Origin of the sequence: Phycicoccus sp. Root101 (assembly GCF_001426245.1) — a bacterium.
GTDB lineage: Bacteria > Actinomycetota > Actinomycetes > Actinomycetales > Dermatophilaceae > Pedococcus.
Genome location: NZ_LMCM01000009.1, coordinates 34,276 through 56,381, shown reverse-complemented (window position 1 = coordinate 56,381; position 22,106 = coordinate 34,276). Strand labels below are relative to the sequence as shown.

The window sequence follows — 22,106 nt, the reverse complement described above, 5'->3', positions numbered from 1 at the left end:
CCGGTCGGAGCGCCACTCCCGGGGGGACCGCGACGACCTCGGTGGCACCTTCCGGAATCACCGCCACCTCTGGTCGGTGAGGTTGGGAACGCTGGTGGGGAACACGCATCGACGCGGCGGCCTACGCGACGCTCCTGGTCGCGGCCGCGCACGCCCGCGGCCTCGCGGTCGCCCAGAAGAACACCGTCGAGCTGCTCGACGCACCCGGGCGACCGGCGTTCGACTTCGCGGTGACCGAGGACTGCGGCCGGTACGAGGAATGTGGTGCGTTCACCCGGGTGTACGGCACCCGGGTCCTCGACGTGGAGTACACGGACCGTGGGTTCGCCGCGGCGTGCCGGACCTCGCCGTCGGTGCGCGTGGTCCGTCGGGACCTCGAGCTGGTGGCGCCCGGTGGGGCCGGGCACGTGCTGCGCTACTGCACGCCCTGACCCGGCCCCGGGGGGACTACTTCTTGCGCCGGTCGTGCTCCTCCTGGGCGAGGTGCGCCGCCCCGATGATGCCGGCCTTGTTCTGGAGGGTCGCTGCCACGATCGGGGTCTTGAGCTCGAGCAGGGGCAGGAACTGCGCGGCGTCCTTGGAGACCCCGCCACCGACGACGAAGAGGTCCGGCCACAGCAGGGCCTCGACGTGGCTGTAGTAGCGCTGGAGCCGCTCGGCCCACTCGGGGTAGCTCAGGCCCTCCTTGTCCTTGATCGAGGAGGCCGCTCGCGACTCGGCGTCGAACCCGTCGATCTCGAGGTGGCCGAGCTCGGAGTTCGGGATGAGACGGCCGTCGAAGATCAGGGCCGAGCCGATGCCGGTGCCGAGCGTCGTCATCACGACGAGACCCTTCTGCCCCTTGGCGGCGCCGTAGTGCAGCTCCGCCACCCCGGCGGCATCTGCGTCGTTGACCAGGACGATGTCGTGGCCGAGCTTCTTCTCCAGCATCGGCTCCGCGTCGAAGTCGAGCCACGACTTGTCGATGTTGGCCGCTGAGCGCACCACACCGTGCGTGACGACGCCGGGGATGGTGACACCGATGGGGGAGTCGCCGCGGACGTCCTCGAAGTGGTCGACGATCTGGTCGATCACCTCGGCGACGGCCTCCGGGGTGGAGGTGGCCGGGGTGTCGATCCGCATCCGTTTCGAGGCGAACGACCCGGAGGACAGGTCGACGGGCGCGCCCTTGATGCCGCTGCCCCCGACGTCGATCCCGAGCGGGAGTCCCTGCGTGGCGTGCTTGGACATGGTGTGCCGCCTCCTTGCGGTCGCCGCGCCGTGCGGCGGGTGGGTGGTGCGTTACGGCAGCGTCAGGATCTCGTTGCCGTTCTCGGTGATGAGGATGGTGTGCTCGAACTGCGCCGAACGCCGGCGGTCCTTGGTGACGACCGTCCAGCCGTCGTCCCACATGTCCCAGTCCGGGGTGCCGACGTTGAGCATCGGCTCGATCGTGAAGGTCATGCCGGGCTCGATGATCGTCGCGTACGAGGGCGCGGCGTCGTAGTGGGGGATGATCAGTCCGCCGTGGAACGCGGTGCCGATCCCGTGCCCGGTGAAGTCGCGGACCACGCCGTAGCCGAAGCGCTTGGCGTAGCTCTGGATCACGCGGCCGATGATGTTGATCTCGCGCCCGGGGACCGCGGCCTTGATGCCCCGCATCATCGCCTCGTGGGTGCGCTCGACCAGCTGGCGCGACTCCTCGTCGACGTCGCCGCACAGGTAGGTGGCATCGGTGTCGCCGTGAACGCCGCCGATGAACGCCGTGATGTCGATGTTGACGATGTCGCCGTCCTCGAGGGGGCGGCTGTCGGGGATGCCGTGGCAGATGACCTCGTTGACCGAGGTGCACAGCGACTTCGGGAACCCCTTGTAACCCAGTGTCGACGGGTACGCCCCGTGGTCCATGAGGAACTCGTGTCCGACCCGATCGACCTCGTCGGTCGTCACACCGGGGGCGATGACGGCTGCAGCGGCGGCCATGGCCTGGGCGGCGATCCGGCCGGCGACGCGCATCTTCTCGATGGTCTCGGCGTCCTTGACGTCGCCGCCCTCTTCGCGCTTCGGGGCCGGCCGGTCGACGTACTCCGGTCGCTCGATGGTCGCGGGGACGGCGCGACGCGGCGACACCTCGCCCGGGGCCACGCTTGCGTAGGTCGTCGGCATACGGTGGAGTCTAGAGAGGTCCACAGATCCGTCGAGTTGGAGGGCACCCCCCATGGCTTACTGGTTCAACGTCGATACCCACCAGGTCGAGAGCGACGACGACAAGAGTCAGGGCGCCCAGCTGATGGGGCCCTACGACTCCCAGGAGGCTGCTGCGTCGGCCCTCGAGAGCGCACGGAAGAACACCGAGGACTGGGACGCCGAGGACAAGGCGTGGAACGAGGGCACCACCGAGGCCTGAGCGGCTCCCGCCTGCCGTGTCAGCTCAGTCGTTGAGGCGGTGCACCGACACGGCATACCCGCCGCCGTCCACCCACGGCGACCGCTCCCAGGTCGCGTAGCGGCGCAGGAACGACAACCCGGCGACGTCGCAGGCCCGGTCGTAGTCCGCGAGCGGCGTGACCGGGCAGCCGCCGGGCAGGTGCGCGGCGTCGAGCCCGAAGCCGGCCACGAGCAGGCCGCCGGGCTGCAGGTGGGCGGCGACCCGGACGACCGCCGCGAGGAGGGTGCCGGGGGCGAGCAGCGGCACGACGTTGCCGGCCAGGACGGCGAGCTCGAACGCCTGCGAGCGCAGCTGGAGCCGGCTGAGGTCCTGGCGCACCCAGGTCGTCGACGGGTCCCGCTGCTCGGCGACCGCGATCATGTCGGCATCGGCGTCCACCCCGACGCAGTGGTAGCCCAGCGCGGTGAGCTGGATCGCCACGCGGCCCGTCCCGCAGCCGCCGTCGAGCACGCGCACCGGGGGAGACACGAGGGAAGCGACGAAGGCCGCCTCCCCGTGGATGTCCACGCCCTGGCCCGCCAGGTCGTCGAAGCGTTGCTGGTATGCCGTGGCGGCGCCGGGCCCACCGGACACCTCGGACCAGCGCGTGCGGGGCTCCATCTCGGTCATGATCGTCCCTCTCGTGCCAGGCTCACCCGGTCGGTCGACCGTCCGTACCCAGCGTAGATTCGGTTGGGGCGCAAGGGAACCCGCGGTCAGCCCAACTCGCGCAAACCGGGCAGCACGCGGTCGGCGAAGGTCGTCAGGAAGCGCGACTGGTCGGCGCCCGGACCGTGGAACACCAGGTGGTTGAAACCGAGGTCGACGTACGGCTTGACCGCCGCGACGACCTCCTCGGGGTCGTCGGTGACGATCCAGCGCGAGGCCACCTGCTCGTCGGGCAGCTCGTCACCGAGCCGCTCCATCTCGAGCGGGTCGCTGGTGCCGTGCTTCTGCTCGGGGGTGAGGGACAGGGCCGCCCAGAAGCGGCAGTTCGCCACGGCCTGCTCGCGGTCGGGGTCCCACGAGAGCTTGACCTCGATCATCCGGTCGAGGTCGTCGCGGGTGCGGCCGGACTTGGCCAGGCCCTCGTCCACGGCCGGCAGCAGCTTGTCGCGGTAGAGCTCCTCGCCCTTGCCGGAGGTGCAGATGAAGCCGTCACCCGCGCGGCCCGCGTAGCGCGCGACGAGCGGCCCGCCGGCGGCGACGTAGACGGGCACCGGCTGGTCGGGCTTGTCGTAGATCGTCGCGTCGGTGGTCCGGTAGTACTCGCCCTCGAAGGTGACCCGGTCCTCGGTCCAGAGCAGGCGCATGAGCGTCACCGCCTCCCGGAGCCGCGCGAACCGTTCCTTGAACTCCGGCCACTCGTCCACCGAGCCGACGACGACCTCGTTGAGGGCCTCGCCCGTCCCGATGCCGAGCATGACCCGGCCGGGTTGGAGGGAGCCGAGGGTGCCGAACGCCTGGGCGACGACCGCCGGGTTGTAGCGGAAGGTGGGGGTCATCACCGAGGTCCCGAGCTGCACCCGCTCGGTGCGCTCACCGAGGGCAGCGAGCCAGGCGAGCGAGAACGGAGCGTGGCCGCCGTGGTGCCGCCACGGCTGGAAGTGGTCCGAGACCATCACGCTGTCGAGGCCCACCTGCTCGGCCTGGACGGCGAACTCCAGCAGGTCGCGGGGGGAGAACTGTTCGGCGGAGGCCTTGTACCCGATGCGCAGCGTCATGACCCCACCGTAGGCTGCGGCCTCTCGGCCCGCGCGGGCCGTGGCAGGCTCGCGCCATGACGTCCCCACTGCAGGCCCTGACCGAGCAGGAGCGCCGCGTCCTCTCTGGCGTCGACACCGACGCACTCCTGGCTGACCTCGCGGCGCTCGTGGCGTTCGCCCCGGTGGGTGGGAGTGCCGGTGAGGTGGCCGTGCAGCGTTGGTGCGCCGGGCGCCTCCGCGAGCTGGGCCTGCACGTCACCGAGTGGGACGTCGACCTCGCGGCGGAGGCGTCCCACCCGGACTTCCCCGGCATGGAGGTGGCACGAGATGCGGTCGTCGGCGTGGTCGGCACCTGGGGACCGGCCGGCCGGGACGACCTCCCCGCACTCGCCCTGTGCGGGCACACGGACGTCGTGCCGGTCGAGGACCCCGCCCGGTGGCGGACCGATCCCTTCGTCCTGGGTGTGGCCGGTGGCACGGCTGCGGGACGCGGAAGCTGCGACATGCTCGGCGGCGTCGCCTCGATCCTGGCGGCCGTCCGGGCCCTGACGACGGTGGGCGTGACGCCGACCCGCTCCCTTGCCGTGCACCTCGTCAGCGGGGAGGAGGACGGGGGAGTGGGTGCGTTCGCCACCCTCCGCGCCGGGCACCTCGCCGACGCCTGCCTCATCGCCGAGCCGACGGGTGGTGCGGTCATCCCCACGAACGCAGGCTCCCTGACCTTCCGGCTCGAGGTCGACGGCCGCGCGGCCCACGGGTCGACCCGCACCGTGGGCGAGAGTGCCCTCGACCACCTGGCTGCGGTGCAGGACTGCCTGCGAGACCTGGAGGCGACCCGGAACGCGGACGCACCAGCCGCGTTCGCCCACCTCGACCTGGTCGCGCCCATCTCCATCGGGATCGTGCGCGCTGGCACGTGGGCGAGCACTGTGCCCGACCTGCTGGTCGCCGAGGGGCGGTACGGCGTGCTGCCCGGAGAGCCGCTCGACGCGGCCAGGCGGGTGTTCGAGGACTCGATCGTGCAGCTCGGACACAGGGATCGGTGGCTGGCCGAGCACCCCGTCCGCGTGACCTGGCCCGGTGGTGCGTTCGCCTCCGGAACGCTGCCGGAGGGCCACGCCCTGCTGGGCGAGACGGTGGAGGCGGCGGTGCACGCAGGGGCCGCGGCTCCCCGCGTGGAGGGTGCGCCGTACGGCTCGGACCTGCGGCACTACGCCGCCCACCGGGTGCCGACCCTGCAGTTCGGTCCGGGGGAGCTGCGCCACGCCCACGCGGTGGACGAGTCGGTGGCCATCGAAGAGCTCGTGGACTGTGCGCGCACCTACGCCCTCCTGGCGTTGCGGCGGTGCGTGGCACCGGCCGCAACGCCGGGTCAGGGCGACGACGCGGCTAGAACCTGATGCCGCGAGCGGCGAACCGGTCCTTCACCAGGGCCGCAGCGGCTGCGCCGTCCTTGGCGAGGGCCTCGGCATACGTGGCCTTCGCGGCTGCGGAGAAGCTCGTGCCGGGGGCGTAGGAGAACTGGCTGTTGACCAGGGTGCGGTCCCAGGCCGCACTGGTCTTCCCCATCGCCTGGTAGCCCTTGCGGATCTCCCAGAGCGCCTGGCTCCAGATCTGGCCGTCGTAGTGGACCTCGCCCTGCTTGTCGGCGACCGTGAGGCCCAGGTCGAACCGGCGGATGCAGTGGGGTGCGCCCGTGTACGAGGTCGAGTCCCAGTCCATCGGGCAGGCCTCCTCGGCCCTGACCGGCCACCCGTACTGCTTCGCCGCGGCCAGCCCGACCGACACGGCGAGGTAGTCGCCGAAGGACTCACCGATCGCCCCGGCCTCCTCGCTGGTGCCGTAGCCGGGGACCTGGGAGGCGTGCACGGCGTGGCCGTACTCGTGGACGATCACCTCGGCGTCCTCAGCGTCGTCGACGCCCCCCTTGCCCAGCCGCACCCGGTAGGGCTTGTCGGTCTGGTAGGAGTTGTCGCCGCCGTACTGGTCCACCTTCACGTCGAACGACTGGTGCACGATGCCCGGCAACGTCGACCCGAACCCGAGCGACTGCAGGTACTCCTGCGCCTGGTTCACCCAGAAGTAGGCCATCACCTGCTCGAACTGGTCCTGGTGCCGGGTGTAGGTGAACGTGTTGGTGGCGCTGTAGGCAGGGGTCCCCGTGGCCGACTGGACCGTCACCCAGGACCCGCGCAGGTAGCCCGAGCCGTCGAGGTTGCGCAGGGCGACCTTCGCGTAGGCCGACGCCGGGACGGCCGCGTCCGAGTCCTTCTGGTCGGTGAGCGACTGGTCGCCGGAGGACTGCACGGGGTTGACCATGAAGACCGAGCCGGACCCGGTCGTGGTGCTCGCGGCCCTGGTCGCCTGGGCCGGTCCGGCAGCGAGGCAGAGGGCGAGGGCGGTCACGCCGAGTGCGGCCAGGGTCGTGGTGCGTCGGTGAGGGGTCACGAAGGTCCTCCGATGACGAGGTGGGGCGGACCCGGTCCGGGTCCTCGGAGGGACGCTAGCCGCGCAGGGCGCTCCTCGGCTCCTACCGTTGCGCGATCTTTCGCGGATCCACCCGGCAGCAGCGCCGGTGCCTACTCGGAGAAGGAGTGCTCCGCCGCCGGGAACGCCCCGGTGGCGACGTCCGCGGCATACGCGGCGGCAGCGCGGCCGAGCTCGCCCCGGAGGTCGGCGTACTTCTTGACGAACCGGGGTGCCTTGCCGCCCCGGAGGCCGGCCATGTCCTGCCAGACCAGGACCTGCGCGTCGCACTCCGGCCCGGCACCGATCCCGATCGTGGGGATCGACAGGACCTCGGTGACGCGGGCGGCCAGCGGCGCCGGCACCATCTCCATGACGACGGCGAAGCACCCGGCCTCCTGCAGGGCCAGCGCGTCCTCGACGAGCCGGTCGGCGGTGTCACCGCGGCCCTGCACCTTGTAACCACCCAGGACGTGCTCACTCTGCGGGGTGAACCCGATGTGCCCCATGACGGGGATGCCCGCCCGGACGAGCAGCTCGACCTCGGGAACCATGGGCGCACCGCCCTCGAGCTTCACGGCGTGCGCCATGCCCTCCTTCATGAACCGCGTCGCGGTGGCGAGGGCCTGCTGGGGGCTGGCCTGGTAGGAGCCGAACGGCAGGTCCGCGACGACCATGGCGCGTCGGGCCGCCGAGGTGACCGCACGCACGAGGGGCACGAGGTGGTCGACGGTGACGGGCACGGTCGTCTCGAACCCGTACACGTTGTTGCCGGCCGAGTCGCCGACGAGCAGCACCGGGATGCCGGCCTCGTCGAAGATCTCGGCGGAGTACATGTCGTAGGCGGTGAGCATCGCCCACTTCTCGCCGCGCACCTTCATGGCCTGCAGGTGCGGGATGCGCACTCGCCGCTGGGGCGCGGCCTGCACCCCGGTGCCGTAGGGAGCGGTGACCTCGGAGGAGGCCGTGGGGGAGGTGGGCTGGTCGCTCATGCCCGCATCCTATGCAGGGCAGCGGGTGCGGGCACCGACTCAGGCCTTCGGGACGTGGCGCTCGATCTCGGCCAGCCACGCGGTCGCACGGGCGTCCGAGGGCATGCGCCAGTCACCGCGCGGCGACATCGTGCCGCCCTGGCTGACCTTCGGCCCGTTGGGCAGCGCGGACCGCTTGAACTGGTTGGCGAAGAACCGGGTCACGAAGACCTCCAGCCAGTGCCGGATCGTGCCGAGGTCGTATGCCGTGTGCCGGCTCTCGGGGTAGCCCGTCGGCCACTGGCCGACCTGGGCGTCGTGCCAGGCGTGCCACGCGAGGAACGCGATCTTGCTCGGCCGGTAGCCGCGGCGGACGACGTGGAAGAGGGTGAAGTCCTGCAACGCGTACGGCCCCACCGAGTCCTCCGTGGACTGGATTCGCTCGCCCTCCTTGGTCGGCACGAGCTCGGGGCTGATCTCCTGGTCGAGGATCTCGGTGAGCGTCGCGTTGACCTCGCCCTCGAACTGCCCGCTCGAGACGACCCAGCGGATCAGGTGCTGCATCAACGTCTTCGGCACCCCGCTGTTGACGCCGTAGTGCGACATCTGGTCGCCGACGCCGTAGGTGCACCAGCCCAGGGCGAGCTCGGACAGGTCGCCGGTCCCGAGGACGATCCCGCCGCGCTGGTTGGCCGCACGGAAGAGGTAGTCCGTGCGCAGGCCGGCCTGGACGTTCTCGAAGGTCACGTCGTAGACCTCCTCGCCCCGACCGAACGGATGGCCGAGGTCCCGCAGCATCTGCGTCGCGGCGGGGCGGATGTCGAGCTCCTCCCACGTCGTGCCGAGCGACTCCATGAGGTGGAGGGCGTTCTTCTTCGTGCCCTCGCTCGTGGCGAAGCCGGGCATCGTCAGGCAGACGATGTCGGTACGGGGGCGACCGAGCCGGTCCATCGCCTTGGCCGCGACGATGAGGGCGTGCGTCGAGTCGAGCCCGCCGCTGACCCCGATGACGATCTTGGGCTGCCACGTGTCCGTGGCCATGGCGCGCAGCCGCTGCTCGAGCCCCGAGACCTGGATGTTGTATGCCTCGTAGCAGTCGAGCGCCAGCCGCTCGGCGTCGTCGGGGACGAAGGGGAAGCGGTCGACCTTGCGGCGCAGGCCGATGTCGGTGCGTGGCGGGTTGAGCGTGAACTCCCTGACCCGCACCGGGTTTCCATCACCCAGCAGCGTCGCGGCGTGGCGGTTGTCGTCGAAGGAGCCCTGCCGGATCCGCTCCTGGCGCAGCCGGTCGAGGTCCACGTCGACGACGGTGGCCCGCGGACCGCGCGGGAAGCGCTCGGTCTCGCCGAGGAGGTCACCCATCTCGTAGACCATCGTCATGCCGTCCCACGAGAGGTCGGTCGTCGACTCCCCGCTGGAGGCGGCGGCATACAGGTAGGCGGCGTTGCACCGCACGCTCGCCGAACGGGCCAGGAGGTGCCGGTCCTCGGCGCGGGAGACGGTGATGGGGGAGGCGGACAGGTTGAGCAGGATCGTGGCTCCCTGCAACGCCGCTCGTGAGCTCGGGGGCACCGGGACCCACATGTCCTCGCAGACCTCCGCGTGGACGGCGAGCCCGGGCAGGTCGACGGCCTCGAAGACGAGGTCCGTCCCGAACATGACGTCGCCGTCCTCGTCGGCTCCCGGCCAGTGCGGCACGTGCAGGTGCTGGTCCTGCAGCTCGGCGCCCGAGGCGAACCAGCGCTTCTCGTAGAACTCCCGGTAGTTGGGCAGGGCCGCCTTCGGGGCCACTCCGAGGACCTCGCCACCCTGGATGACGACGGCGCAGTTGTAGAGCCGGTTCCCGTGTCGCAGGGGCGCCCCCACCACGATCACGGGGCGCAGCTTCGCGCTGGCGCGGGCGAGCTCGACCACCGCGGCGTCGACCGCGTCGAGCAGCACGTCCTGGAGGAAGAGGTCGTCGATGGCGTAGCCGGAGAGGCTGAGCTCGGGGAAGACGGCGACGGCGACACCCTCGTCGTGCAGGGTCCTGGCCTGTTGGAGGATCGCCGCGGCGTTGGCCGCCGGGTCCGCCATCGTCACCGGCGTGGTGCAGGCCGCGACACGCGCGAAGCCCTGGTCGTAGGCCGAGGAGAAGTTCACGGGCGAGAGTCTAGGGAGCCCGTGTCCAGCCGCTGCGATGTGACCTGGGTCACCATGTTCGTTAACACGTCGTCCATCGGCCGAACGGGTGAATTTCTTTACGCTTTCCTGACCAATCCGGACAATCCGCCAGACCTGATCCCGTGTTTGGCTCGCCCTTGTGTGTGCCGGACCCAGGTGCACACGTGGTGAACGTCAATTGGAGGATCAGTGAAGAGACGTTACGTCAGCGTTCTCTCGGGGGTGGCCGTCGCGGCCGTCGCCATGAGTGTGGCTTCCGCCCCTGCGCAGGCAAAACCTGCCCCGGTGGTGGCCAAGGACCCGAACTACACGAACCGGCCGCACGACCTGCCGAACCCGCTCGGTGACGCCCAGCGCGACCTGCGCGAGGAGGCCGTCAACCAGCTCATCAAGGGTGAGGCGACCACCGAGACCCGTGGTGGCCAGCGCGTCATCAAGGTCAAGGGCAGCAAGAACGCCGCGGCCCGCGGTACGAAGGCGGCCAAGGACAAGTACGTCTCGTGGCCGGTCAACCGCGAGGAGGACATCTTCACTGTCCTCGCCGACTTCGGCTCCAAGACCAAGACGACCACCGGTGGCACCGCCGGCCCGGTCCACAACCAGATCCCGGCCCCCGACCGCAAGTGGGACGGCAGCAAGACGGACGACAACTCGACCTACTGGACCAAGGACTTCAACCGCCAGCACTACCTGGACATGATGTTCGGCGAGGGCGAGTCGTTCAAGGACTTCTACACCAAGCTCTCCAACGGTCGCTTCCTCGCCAAGGGTGACGTCTCCAACTGGGTCTCCGTGCCCTACAACGAGGCCGCCTACGGCAGCAACAAGCAGAGCGACGCCGCGGGTTACTGGCCGTTCATCGCCGACACCGCGACCGCTTGGTACAACGACCAGAAGGCCCAGGGCAAGACCGACGCCCAGATCAAGTCCTACCTGTCGCAGTTCGACAAGATCGACCGCTACGACTACGACGGCGACGGCAACTTCAACGAGCCCGACGGCTACATCGACCACTTCCAGGCCATCCACGCCGGTGAGGGCGAGGAAGCCGGTGGCGGCGCCCAAGGCGAGGACGCCATCTGGTCGCACCGCTGGTACGCCTACTCGAACAACCAGGGCAAGACCGGCCCCGCCGGAAACCTGCTCGGCGGTGTGCCGCTCGGCAACTCGGGCATGTGGATCGGTGACTACACGACCGAGCCGGAGAACGGTGGCCTCGGTGTGTTCGCGCACGAGTTCGGTCACGACCTCGGTCTGCCGGACCTGTACGACACCGCGGGTGGCGACAACGGCACCGGCTTCTGGACGCTGATGTCCGGTGGTTCGTGGCTCAACAAGGGCACCGACTCCATCGGCACCACGCCCGGCAACATGGGCGCCTGGGAGAAGCTGCAGCTCGGCTGGCTGGACTACCAGCAGGTCAACCACGGCTTCGACCGCGACGTGAAGATCGGCCCGGCCGACCGCGACGACGCCAAGCTGCCGCAGGCCCTGCTCGTCAACCTGCCGGACAAGACGGTCACCACGACCTACAACAAGCCGCACAGCGGTTCGTTCGAGTGGTGGGGCGGTTCGGCTGACGGCCTCAACTCCACGCTGGCCCGGACCATCGACCTGACCGGCAAGAAGTCCGCGTCGATCTCGGCCTGGCTGCAGTACAACATCGAGCAGGACTACGACGCCCTCTACGCCGAGGTGTCGACCAACGGTGGCGGCTCGTGGGAGCAGGTCGGCGGACTCGTCGACGGCCCGGCCGGCAACGCTGGTCTGACGCCGTGGGCCCAGAAGACCTGGGACCTGTCGAAGTACGCGGGCCAGAACATCACCTTCCGGTTCCGCTACGCCACCGACGGTGGCCTGCACTACGAGGGCCCGTTCCTCGACGACATCGCCGTCACCGCTGACGGTGCGAACGTCCTCACGGACACCGTCGAGAACGGTGACAACGGTTGGACCGCCAACGGGTTCAAGCGCACGGGTGGCTCGACCTCCGAGGTCGTGCAGCACTACTACCTCGCCGAGAACCGCGTCTACAACGGGTACGACAAGACCCTCAAGACCGGCCCGTACAACTTCGGCTGGTCCAACACCCGTCCCGACTGGGTGGAGCGCTTCCCGTACCAGAACGGCCTGCTCGTGACGTACGTCGACGGCCAGTACGGCGACAACAACACCAGCGTGCACCCCGGCCACGGCCAGGTGCTCCCGGTGGACGCGCGCTACCTGCCGGTCAAGTTCCCGAACGGCACGCTGCTCGGCAACCGTCGTCAGCCGTTCGACGCCACCTTCGGGCAGGAGAAGACCGACGCGGTCACCTTCCACATGAACGGTGTGCCGACCACGGTCAAGTCGAGCAAGGCGATCCCGACGTTCTACGACCTCGACAAGAAGAAGTACTGGACTGCGGACAACCCGCAGAACTCGGTCCAGGTCGCCGGCTCGGGCACCAAGATCACGGTGGCCAAGACGACGAACAACGCGCAGGACATGCTGCTCAAGGTCCGCTTCGACCGCTGAGTGCTCTGACCTGATCGTCAGCTCCAGTGAGGCCCCGGGATCGAATGATCCCGGGGCCTCACGTGCTGGTGCTGTCGGCCACCGCCAGGTGGCCCGGTCAGGTCATCCCGTCACGGACACCACGGTCGTGGCCACCCCCACTCCGCCGATGGCGTGGCTGACCGTGCCCAGGTAGTCGGTCCCGGCGGTGAGGCCGGACCAGGCCAGACCGACGGTGGTGCTGCCACCGACCGTTGCGGTCACGGGACTGCCCGAGGTCACCTGGAGGCTGCCGCCGGTGGCGTCAGGAACCAGCCAGCTGCGCAGGTCGTACGCCGTGCCCGGCGTCCCGACGGCCCAGCCGTGGACCACCATCGTGTAGGTGCCGTCAGCCGGGTTCTCCAGGGTGATCTCCTCGTTGGTCCCACCGTTGGTGCTCTGGGCGACGATGCTGCCGTCAGGACCACGCAGGTAGAGGTCGAGGTCGGTGGCGCCGGGGAGCACCAGTGACCACCGGGCGAGGTTGACGCCGCTCACGGTGAAGGGGATCTGGTCGACGCCCGAGCCGTCGTCGGCACTCGGGTACGTCTGGTCGGGATCCTGGTCGATGGTCCCGTTGGTGTCCGTCGCAGGCACCAGCCCGTGCGGGGTGGCCGTGTACGCGCCGGCCCGCCCGAACTGCACGGGGATCGATGCCGTGCCTGACGTGCCCGTGCCCGAGACGGTGGCCGGCGTCGCGATGTCCACGCCCTTGACCGCGATGGCGCTGCGCACGGCATACCCGCTGCCTGCCCAGGTGAGCGAACCGAACCGCCACTCGCCCGACGGAGCCTGCCCCCCGTTGGTGAGGGTGACGGTGAACGTCGCCGACTCGTCGGGTGCGAGCCGCAGGGTCGACGGCGTGACCTTGACCGAGTACCCGGGCGGGGCGCTCGACCGGGCCGTGAACGTGGCCTTCTTGCCGGACACGTTGGTGACCGTCCGGGTGACCGTGGTCGCTCCGGGGACGGCCTCTGCGCCGATGGAGGCGTAGTTGAGGTCGGACGCCACCGTCGGGACACCCGCCGCCCGGAGGCTGGCACAGGTGGCATCCGGGTTGCTGAACGCCTCCGGTCCCTCGGCGCACAGGAAGCCGAGGTAGTCCAGGAACCCGGCGTCGTAGACCAGTCCCGGTCGGAACGCGGATCCCTTCTCGCCCGGCTCACCGACCACGGCCAGACCGGCGCCCATGGCGAACGGCCCGGCCTGGGTCCTGCGGTCGTTGTCGCGGACGCGGGTGTCGGCGGTCGTCATCAGGGCCGACTTGGCGGCGGCGGCCGACCAGTCCGGGTGCGCCTGCTTGAGCAGGGCGTAGGAGCCCGCGACGACCGGCCCGGACATCGAGGTCCCGGCGATGGCCTGGAAGAGCTCACCGGCCGGCTGGGTGCCGGGCGACGGGAACGGCGTGTTGCCGGCCATGATCTGGACACCCGGCGCGCTGATGTCGGGCTTGATGATGTCGCCCGACGTGGGGTTCTCGCCACGGCTGGAGAAGCTCGCGACCGTCGGGGTCGGGAACGGAGCCTTGCTGATGCCACCGTTGACGAGGCTGCCGACCGGGTGCGCAGTCGAGTTCACCCAGGTGCGGATCGCGGTGCCCGGGGAGTTGTCCACCATCACCGTCGGGACGAAGAAGTTGTCCGTGAAGATGTTGTCCACGTCGTTCTGGTTGTAGAGCACCATGCCGATGCCGCCGGCGCGCTGGACCTCGAAGCTCTTCTCGATCCGACCGTTGGTGCCGCGACCGCAGAGCACGATCTTGCCGGTCACCTTGGCGGGGTCGAGGGTGCCGGCGAGGCAGAGGTCGGAGCCGGCAGATCCGGCGCGGGCGCCGTCGACGAACTCGGCCCTGGCCGTTCCCCTGGTCACCGATCCGCCCACGTAGCTGCGTCCGTTGCCGAGCTTGACGACCCCCTTGTAGAAGGTCGGGTAGGTCGTGGCTCCGACGCCGGTCACCCACGGCACGTCTGCGGGACCTCCGATCGTCGCAGCACCGGGTCCGGAGTTGCCGGCCGACACCGCGGTGAAGACGTCGGCGTCCGCCGCGAAGAGGAAGGCGATGGTGTCGGCGCTGACGGTCTGTGCGCCGCCACCGATCGAGTAGTTGATGACGTCCACGCCGTCGGCGACGGCCTGGTCGATCGCGTCCGCGAGGTCGGAGGTGAAGCCACCGAGGTCTCCGAGCGCCTTGTAGGCGATCACCTGGGCGTCGGGGGCGATGCCCGAGACGACGCCCTTGCCGACGCCGAAGATGCTGGCGCGGACGTTGCCGTTGCCGGCGGCGGTCGATGCCGTGTGGGTGCCGTGGCCCTCGTTGTCACGGGCAGAGTCGAACTCGTGCGCCTCGAGACCCTGGTTGGCCTTGTAGGTGTCGAGGAACTCGCGTGCTCCGACGAGCTTGTTGTTGCAGGCGAAGGGCTTGTCGTTGGGGTTCCAGGCTGTGTTGCCGAAGGCGCAGGCGGAACGCTCGGCGGTGTCGAACACCGGTGCGGCGGGAAGTCCCGGCCTGGCGGCGAAGCTGGGGTGCTCGGGCCAGATGCCGGTGTCGATGACCCCGACGAGGACGCCCTTGCCGGTGATCCCCCGGGCATAGGCGTCACCCTTGCCGGTCAGGCCGAGGAACCTGTTGAGGCCGTTGACGGACAGGCCCCGCCCGTCGTCGTGGCCCCGCGAGTCGCTGGCGACCGCCGTGGGCTGTCGCAGCTCGTCCGGCAGGACCAGCGCCACGCCGGGGTCGCGGGCGATCTTCTCGGCGCTGCGAAGGCTGGTGCGCACGGCGAACCCGTTGACGGCGTTGCTGTAGTCGGTGGTCTTCTGGGTGGTGGAGACACCGGCGCGCTTGAGCACCGCGTCGTGGGTCGCCCGCAGAGCGGCCTTGCGTTCCCGTCCCCGGGGGGTGCCCAGGTCCTTGACCTTCATCGAACGCACGAGCGGGTCTGCCTTCATGACGACGATGTAGCTGCCCGTCGCGCTCTTGGTGACACTCGGTACGACCGAGCTCTTTGCCGGGGACGCCGACGTGGGCGACGCGGTCGCCGCCCAGCTCGGTGTCGTGGCCATGCACAGCGCCGCAGCCGCGGCCCCTGCCATTGCAATGATGCGCCTCACGACAACACTCCTCCCGTCCGGCTCACCACCGGACACGGCCAACAGGTGGCGGGGTCTCGCGAAGGGCCGTCGGGACGGTCACACGTGCCCCGTGCCGGAATGTATGCCCGGAAGGAGTTCGAGCACATCCCCCGCCGCTGCACTTTCTTGCGTGACCACGGTGCGGTCGACCCCGACCTGCGGCGGACCGAGGGTACGGGGGTGACCGCTCAGCCGTCGCAGAGGAAGATCGGGCGACCTCCGCCGCCGTGGAAGTGGAAGACCCGTCCGCCCGCGCGGAGGCGGACGTACGCCCCGTCGACCGGCCCCTGGGCATACGACCGGTCGGGCTGGGGGCACCCGCACGAGCTGTCCGACCAGGTCACCGATGCCGCAACCTCCACCACCACCTCGTCCGGTGGGACCCCCACCCGGTCCGCCAGGTCCGTGACGGCACGGTCGATGAGGGGCTGCAACGAGGCATCCACGCCGTCGACCTCCACGGGTCGTCGTGACGGACGGCGTCCCGGCAGCCTGGCGCGCGGGCGCACTGCGGCCCTCAGGGCGTCGCCGTCCGGCGGCGTGGTCTCGTCGCGTCGACCCGAGGGGCGGCTCACCGTCCCACCGTAGGCCCTGACGCAGGGGCGGCCGGGCGGACCGGGTGCCGGACTCCGCCTGCTCGACAGCCCGTAGGCTCGGCGCCGTGAACTACGACGACGTCGTCATCGGTGCCGGCCACAACGGGCTCACCGCCGCCGCCTACCTCGCCCGAGCCGGCCGAAAGGTCCTCGTGCTCGAGGCTGCCGACCACGTGGGGGGCGCGGCCGTGTCTGCCCAGGCCTTCCCCGGCGTGGACGCCCGCCTCTCGCGGTACTCCTACCTCGTCTCGCTCCTGCCCAAGCAGGTGATGACCGACCTCGACCTCGACGTCCGGCTGATCCGTCGCCGGTACTCCTCCTTCACCCCTGTGCCGGCCGACCCCGCCCGCGGCCTGCTGGTCGACCACGGCGACCCGGGCGCGACCGCCTCGGGCTTCGCCGCGCTCACGGGTGGTGCCGGCGAGCACACCGCCTGGGACGACTTCTACGGTCGCGTGCAGCGCCTCGCGGAGAAGGTCTTCCCGACGGTCCTCGAACCCCTGCGGACCGAGGACGACCTGGCCGCCCTCGTGGGCGACGACGAGCTCTGGCAGGCGTTGGTGCGCCGTCCCCTCGGCGAGGTGCTCGAGGCGACCTTCACCGACGACACCGTGCGCGGGATCGTGGCCACCGACGCGCTCATCGGCACCTTCGCCGACCTGCGCGGTGACGACCTGCGGCAGAACGTCTGCTTCCTCTACCACCTGATCGGTGGCGGCACGGGCGACTGGGACGTCCCGGTCGGCGGGATGGGCGCCGTCACCGACGGCCTCGCGCGCGCTGCCGTCGCCGCCGGTGCCGAGATCCGCACGGGGACAAGGGTGCTCGCCCTCGACCCCGAAGGGGAGGTCCGCTGGGACGGCGGCTCCGCGACGGCCTCGACCATCCACGCGGCCTGCGCACCGGTGGTGCTCAACCGTCTGCTCGAGGCCGCGGGGGCAGACCCCGTCGAGACGGAGGCCGAACCCGAAGGGGCCCAGCTCAAGGTCAACATGCTGCTCTCACGACTGCCCCGCCTGCGCGACTCCTCCGTGGACCCGACCGGGGCGTTCGCCGGGACCTTCCACATCAACGAGGGCTACACCCAGCTCCAGGACTCGTATGCCGCGGCGGCGGCCGGGCGCGTGCCCGACCTGCCGCCGTGCGAGATCTACTGCCACAGCCTCTCCGACCGTTCGATCCTCGGTGCCGAGCTCGCCGCCACCGACGCCCAGACGCTGACGCTGTTCGGCCTGCACCTGCCTGCCCGCCTCTTCCGGGGCAGTGCGGAGGAGCACGACGCCGCCAAGGACCTCGCCCTGGCCCGCACCCTGGAGTCGTTGAACTCGGTGCTGGCCGAGCCCATCCAGGACGTGCTGCTCCGGGACGGTGACGGGGCGTTCTGCCTGGAGGCCCGCACCCCGGTCGAGCTCGAGGCGGACCTGGGGCTGCCGGGGGGCAACATCTTCCACCGCTCCCTGCAGTGGCCCTGGGCCGAGCAGGCGAGCGAGGTCGGCACGTGGGGCGTCGAGACCCGGCACCCCAGGGTGCGCATCGCGGGCGCCGGCGCTCGCCGCGGTGGCGGCGTCAGCGGCATACCGGGTCACAACGCTGCGCAGTCGGTTCTCGCCAGCTGAACACCACGGTGGTGCGGCACCCCCCGCGTCACCCTTCTAGGGCAGGATCACCCCCATGGATCGTCAGCAGGAGTTCGTCCTTCGCACCATCGAGGAGCGGGACATCCGCTTCGTGCGGTTGTGGTTCACCGATGTGCTCGGGACCCTGAAGTCGGTGGCCGTCGCGCCGGCCGAGCTGGAGGGCGCGTTCGCCGAGGGCATCGGGTTCGACGGCTCGGCGATCGAGGGCTTCGCGCGCGTCTACGAGGCCGACATGCTGGCCAAGCCGGACCCGGCGACGTTCCAGGTGCTCCCGTGGCGCGGTGAGAACCCGGGCACGGCCCGGATGTTCTGCGACATCACCCTCCCCGACGGCTCGCCCAGCTTCGCCGACCCCCGCCACGTCCTGCAGCGCGCGCTGGGGAAGGCGTCCGACCTCGGGTTCACGTTCTACACGCACCCCGAGATCGAGTTCTACCTCCTCAAGCAGGGCTTCACGCCCGGTGACAGCCCGGAACCGGTCGACCAGGCCGGGTACTTCGACCACGTCCCGCACGGCACCGGGCACGACTTCCGCCGCGCCGCGATCACGATGCTCGAGTCGATGGGCATCTCGGTGGAGTTCAGCCACCACGAGGGCGGGCCGGGGCAGAACGAGATCGACCTGCGCTACGCCGACGCCCTCTCCACCGCCGACAACATCATGACGTTCCGGACGGTCATCAAGGAGGTCGCGCTCGAGCAGGGCATCTTCGCCTCCTTCATGCCCAAGCCGTTCGCCGACCACCCCGGCTCCGGCATGCACACCCACATGTCCCTCTTCGACGGCGACAGCAACGCCTTCTACGAGGCCGGGGCGCCCTACCAGCTGAGCAAGGTGGGCCGTCAATTCATCGCCGGCCTGCTGCGCCACGGCGCCGAGATCACGGCCGTGACCAACCAGTGGGTGAACTCCTACAAGCGCCTCTGGGGTGGCGGCGAGGCGCCGGCCCACCTGACCTGGGGCCACAACAACCGGTCCGCGATGGTCCGTGTCCCGATGTACAAGCCGACCAAGGGACAGAGCAGCCGGGTCGAGGTGCGCACCCTGGACGCGGCCTGCAACCCCTACCTGGCGTTCGCGCTCATGCTGTCCGCGGGCCTCAAGGGGATCGAGGAGGACTACGAGCTGCCGCCCGAGACCGAGGACGACGTGTGGGGCCTGACGTCGGCCGAGCGCCAGGCGATGGGCATCGAGCCGCTGCCGACGTCCCTGCACGAGGCCATCCGGGTGATGGAGAAGAGCGACCTCGTCGCCGACACCCTCGGCGAGCACGTGTTCGACTTCTTCCTGCGCAACAAGCGCGCCGAGTGGGACGACTACCGCGGCGAGATCACCCGGTTCGAGCTCGAGCGCTACCTGCCCGGACTGTGAGGACCGGTATCGCGCCGGGACCGCGTCCGCCACGGCGCGGCCGGCGGCAGGCCGGTCCCCTCCGGTCACGCGGCGCGTGGTCGTGATGGCCGGCCGGGCGGTCTCCCAGACCGCGACCCTGGCTCGGCTCGGCTTCGCCGACCCGCCGCGCGCCGAGCAGCTCCTGGCCGACCGGGCGCTCGCGGGACTCGTCGACCCGTTCGACGACCTCTTCAACGACGGCCTGCCGGACGCCCTGTCCGCGGTCGCCGACCCCGACCTGGCGCTGCTCAGCCTGGTGCGGCTGATGGAGTCGCTGCGTGCCGGCGAGCCGAAGCGACGCGACGCCGAGTCCGGGACGGGCGTGGAGGTCAGCGGCCTCGTCGCGGCCCTGCGCCACTCCGGCCCGGCCCGCGACCGGCTGTTCGCCGTGCTCGGTGCCTCGACCGCGCTCGCCGACCACCTGGTCGCGCACCCCGAGCACTGGCGCAGCGTCACCGAGGCCGCACCCCGCACCCCCGCGCAGCGCGTCCACGACCTCGTGGACGCGGTCCGGGACCCCGGTGACCGCACGGCATACGACGCGCTGCGGATCGGCTATCGACGGCAGCTGCTCGGGATCGCGGCCCTGGACCTCACGACGGACGACCCGCCCGCAGCCCTGCCGGAGGCGGCGGCAGCGCTCGCCGACCTCGCGGAGGCTGCCCTCGAGGCCGCCCTGGAGATCGCCCGTCAGCACGTCGGGGAGGACGCCGACCTGTGCGACTTCACCGTGATCGGCATGGGGAAGACCGGTGGGCGCGAGCTCAACTACGTCAGCGACGTCGACGTCATCTTCGTGGCCGAGCCGCGCGAGGGCGTCGAGGAGGCGCGCGCCATCGGTGCCGCGACCTCGCTGGCCACCCACCTCATGCGCGCCTGCTCCACCTCGACCGGCGAGGGCACCCTGTGGCCAGTCGACGCGGCGCTGCGCCCCGAGGGCAAGAACGGGCCCCTGGTGCGGACCATCGAGAGCCACCGCGCCTACTACGAGCGCTGGGCGAAGACCTGGGAGTTCCAGGCCCTGCTCAAGGCGCGTCCGGTGGCCGGCGACCGCGCGCTCGGGGAGGCCTACCTCGACGCCGTCCGCCCCATGGTGTGGCAGGCCGCGTCCCGCGAGAACTTCGTCGAGGACGTCCAGTCGATGCGGCGCCGCGTGGAGCAGCACGTCCCCGCCGCTGAGGCGGACCGCCAGCTCAAGCTCGGTCCCGGCGGGCTGCGTGACGTCGAGTTCAGCGTGCAGCTGCTCCAGCTCGTCCACGGCCGCTCCGACGACTCGCTGCGCTCCGGCACGACCCTCGAGGCCCTGGACGCGCTCGCGCGGGGCGGGTACGTCGGGCGCGAGGACGCCGCCACGCTCGACGACGCCTACCGCCTGCTGCGCACCCTCGAGCACCGCATCCAGCTGTTCCGGCTCCGGCGGACGCACCTCATGCCGACGGGGGAGGCGGACCTGCGCCGCCTCGGTCGGGCGCTGGGACACCGCTCGGACCCCGCCAAGGCGGTCGTCACGCAGTGGCAGCAGCAGGCGCGCGAGGTCCGCCGCATCCACGAGCGCCTCTTCTACCGGCCCCTGCTGGCTGCCGTCGCCAAGCTGAGCAGCTCCGAGGCCCGCCTCGGTCCGGAGGCCGCCCGCGAGCGGCTCGCGGCGCTCGGCTTCCGTGACCCCGCCGGTGCCATCCGCCACCTCGAGGCACTCACCTCAGGCGTGAGCCGCCGTGCGGCCATCCAGCGCACCCTCCTGCCGGTGATGCTGGCGTGGTTCGCCGACGAGGCCGACCCCGACGGAGGGCTCCTGGCCTTCCGGAAGGTGAGCGAGGAGCTCGGCTCGACCCACTGGTACCTGCGCCTCCTGCGCGACGAGGGCACGGCCGCCGAGCGGCTGGCGCACGTCCTCGGGCGCAGCCGGTATGCCGCCGACCTCCTCGTCGGTGCCCCCGAGTCCGTCGCGATCCTCGGCGAGACCGGGGGGCTCACGCCCCTGCCGCGCGCCGACCTGGTCAAGCGGATGACCGCCGCTGCAGGTCGTCAGGAGGACCCGGACCGGGCCGTCCGCGCAGCGCGGAGCCTGCGCCGCCAGGAGCTCTTCCGGATCGCCGTCGCCGACCTGACGGGGCAGCTGGACCTGCGCGAGGTCGGCACCGCGCTGACGGACCTCGTGGCCGCGCTCCTCGAGGCCGCGCTGTCCGTGGCCGTCCGCGTCGTGGCGGAGCAGCACGGCCCGCCCGCCACCCGGCTGCTCGTCGTCGGCATGGGACGGCTCGGGGGCGGCGAAGTGGGGTACGGCTCCGACGCCGACGTGCTGTTCGTCCACGAGCCCGTCGAGGGCGCCTCCGAGGCCGCCGCCCAGGACCAGGCCCTCGCCACGGTGCAGGAGCTGCGCCGCCTGCTCGGCGGTGCCGGACCCGACACCGGGCTGGGGCTCGACGCCGACCTGCGCCCCGAGGGCAAGAACGGACCCCTCGTGCGGAGCCTGGAGAGCTACCGCGCCTACTACTCGCGCTGGTCGCTCACCTGGGAGTCGCAGGCGCTGCTGCGCGCGACCCCCATCGCCGGCGACGTGGGGCTGGGGGAGCGGTTCGTCGAGCTGATCGACCCCTTGCGTTGGCCGGACGCCGGGCTCACCCCCGATCAGGTCCGGGAGATCCGCCGCCTCAAGGCGCGCATGGAGGCCGAACGGCTGCCCCGCGGGGCCGACCCCAAGAGCCATTTCAAGCTCGGGCGCGGTGGCCTGACCGACGTCGAGTGGACGATCCAGCTGCTCCAGATGCAGCACGCCCACGACGTGCCGGGCCTGCGGACCACGAGCACATTGCCTGCGCTCGAGGCGGCCGAGGGCGCCGGACTCATCAGCGCCGAGCACGCCGAGGCCCTGCGGGAGTCCTGGACCCTGGCCTCCCGGCTGCGCAACGCCGCGGTGCTCTACCGCGGCCGGCCCGTCGACAGCGTGCCCTCCGACCTGCGGGTCGCCGACGGCGTGAGCCGCATCCTCGGTGGCGATCCGGGCTCCGGAGCAGACCTCGCGGGCCGGTACCGCCGGGCGGCCCGACACGCCCGGACGGTGACCGAGTTCGACTTTTACGGTTCGCGGTAGCGAGGTACGGTC

At 71.1% G+C, this 22,106-nt stretch carries 16 protein-coding genes; 7 read left to right on the top strand and 9 right to left on the bottom strand.

The features are described 5' to 3' along the window. The first annotated feature begins 107 nt into the window (after nucleotides 1-107). The gene (locus tag ASC58_RS20710) at nucleotides 108-431 is read left to right on the top strand and encodes an endo alpha-1,4 polygalactosaminidase (RefSeq protein WP_082553354.1); all 324 of its coding nucleotides are present in this window, start codon (nucleotides 108-110) and stop codon (nucleotides 429-431) included. A 16-nt stretch (nucleotides 432-447) separates the two neighbouring features. Here the strand turns inward: ASC58_RS20710 and ppgK are convergent, their stop codons facing one another. Both ppgK and map read right to left on the bottom strand, forming a co-directional pair. Next, entirely contained in the window at nucleotides 448-1,230 is a 783-nt protein-coding gene (gene ppgK / locus ASC58_RS15000; RefSeq protein WP_056917536.1) for a polyphosphate--glucose phosphotransferase, read from the bottom strand. 51 nt (nucleotides 1,231-1,281) lie between these two features. Next, nucleotides 1,282-2,145 (bottom strand): type I methionyl aminopeptidase, encoded by an 864-nt coding sequence (map, locus tag ASC58_RS14995; protein ID WP_056919879.1) that lies wholly within the window; start codon nucleotides 2,143-2,145, stop codon nucleotides 1,282-1,284. Nucleotides 2,146-2,197: 52 nt separating this feature from the next. Here map and ASC58_RS14990 point away from each other — a divergent pair, with 52 nt between their 5' ends. Beyond that, nucleotides 2,198-2,386 (top strand): hypothetical protein, encoded by a 189-nt coding sequence (locus tag ASC58_RS14990; RefSeq protein ID WP_056917534.1) that lies wholly within the window; start codon nucleotides 2,198-2,200, stop codon nucleotides 2,384-2,386. Between the two features lie 24 nt (nucleotides 2,387-2,410). Here ASC58_RS14990 and ASC58_RS14985 read toward each other — a convergent pair whose 3' ends face one another. Next, the gene (locus ASC58_RS14985; RefSeq protein WP_056919878.1) at nucleotides 2,411-3,037 is read right to left on the bottom strand and encodes a class I SAM-dependent methyltransferase; all 627 of its coding nucleotides are present in this window, start codon (nucleotides 3,035-3,037) and stop codon (nucleotides 2,411-2,413) included. 86 nt (nucleotides 3,038-3,123) lie between these two features. After that, nucleotides 3,124-4,131 carry a glucose-6-phosphate dehydrogenase (coenzyme-F420) gene (gene fgd, locus ASC58_RS14980; protein WP_056919877.1) on the bottom strand — a complete coding sequence of 336 codons (1,008 nt, stop codon included), beginning with the start codon at nucleotides 4,129-4,131 and terminating at the stop codon, nucleotides 3,124-3,126. Nucleotides 4,132-4,187: 56 nt separating this feature from the next. Here fgd and ASC58_RS14975 point away from each other — a divergent pair, with 56 nt between their 5' ends. Continuing rightward, nucleotides 4,188-5,513, top strand: coding sequence for an ArgE/DapE family deacylase (locus tag ASC58_RS14975; RefSeq protein WP_056919876.1), 1,326 nt, complete (start codon nucleotides 4,188-4,190; stop codon nucleotides 5,511-5,513). Here ASC58_RS14975 and ASC58_RS14970 read toward each other — a convergent pair. The 3 genes from ASC58_RS14970 to ASC58_RS14960 all read right to left on the bottom strand — a co-directional run bounded on the left by ASC58_RS14970 (nucleotide 5,503) and on the right by ASC58_RS14960 (nucleotide 9,692). Next, on the bottom strand, nucleotides 5,503-6,561 hold the full coding sequence (locus ASC58_RS14970; RefSeq protein WP_056919875.1) for a M36 family metallopeptidase: 1,059 nt from the start codon (nucleotides 6,559-6,561) through the stop codon (nucleotides 5,503-5,505). The two genes, ASC58_RS14975 and ASC58_RS14970, sit on opposite strands and share 11 nt — an antisense overlap. 131 nt (nucleotides 6,562-6,692) lie before the next feature. Further along, a complete protein-coding gene (gene panB / locus ASC58_RS14965; protein WP_056919874.1) occupies nucleotides 6,693-7,571 on the bottom strand; it encodes a 3-methyl-2-oxobutanoate hydroxymethyltransferase in 879 nt (292 codons plus the stop codon). A gap of 39 nt (nucleotides 7,572-7,610) precedes the next feature. Continuing rightward, nucleotides 7,611-9,692, bottom strand: coding sequence for an NAD(+) synthase (locus tag ASC58_RS14960; RefSeq protein ID WP_056919873.1), 2,082 nt, complete (start codon nucleotides 9,690-9,692; stop codon nucleotides 7,611-7,613). Nucleotides 9,693-9,902: 210 nt separating this feature from the next. Here ASC58_RS14960 and ASC58_RS14955 point away from each other — a divergent pair, with 210 nt between their 5' ends. After that, nucleotides 9,903-12,230, top strand: coding sequence for an immune inhibitor A domain-containing protein (locus ASC58_RS14955; protein ID WP_235529261.1), 2,328 nt, complete (start codon nucleotides 9,903-9,905; stop codon nucleotides 12,228-12,230). Nucleotides 12,231-12,332: 102 nt separating this feature from the next. Here ASC58_RS14955 and ASC58_RS14950 read toward each other — a convergent pair whose 3' ends face one another. Beyond that, nucleotides 12,333-15,356: a S8 family serine peptidase gene (locus ASC58_RS14950; RefSeq protein WP_157598539.1), complete on the bottom strand. Its 3,024-nt coding sequence runs from the start codon at nucleotides 15,354-15,356 to the stop codon at nucleotides 12,333-12,335. Between the two features lie 209 nt (nucleotides 15,357-15,565). After that, nucleotides 15,566-15,952: a hypothetical protein gene (locus ASC58_RS14945; protein WP_157598538.1), complete on the bottom strand. Its 387-nt coding sequence runs from the start codon at nucleotides 15,950-15,952 to the stop codon at nucleotides 15,566-15,568. Nucleotides 15,953-16,038: 86 nt separating this feature from the next. Here ASC58_RS14945 and ASC58_RS14940 point away from each other — a divergent pair, with 86 nt between their 5' ends. The 3 genes from ASC58_RS14940 to ASC58_RS14930 all read left to right on the top strand — a co-directional run bounded on the left by ASC58_RS14940 (nucleotide 16,039) and on the right by ASC58_RS14930 (nucleotide 22,094). After that, complete coding sequence (locus ASC58_RS14940) at nucleotides 16,039-17,589, top strand: NAD(P)/FAD-dependent oxidoreductase (RefSeq protein WP_056919870.1); 1,551 nt, start codon at nucleotides 16,039-16,041, stop codon at nucleotides 17,587-17,589. Between the two features lie 55 nt (nucleotides 17,590-17,644). Continuing rightward, a complete protein-coding gene (gene glnA / locus ASC58_RS14935) occupies nucleotides 17,645-18,982 on the top strand; it encodes a type I glutamate--ammonia ligase (RefSeq protein ID WP_056917524.1) in 1,338 nt (445 codons plus the stop codon). Between the two features lie 85 nt (nucleotides 18,983-19,067). Further along, nucleotides 19,068-22,094, top strand: coding sequence for a bifunctional [glutamine synthetase] adenylyltransferase/[glutamine synthetase]-adenylyl-L-tyrosine phosphorylase (locus ASC58_RS14930; RefSeq protein ID WP_056920103.1), 3,027 nt, complete (start codon nucleotides 19,068-19,070; stop codon nucleotides 22,092-22,094). The last annotated feature ends 12 nt before the right edge of the window (nucleotides 22,095-22,106 follow it).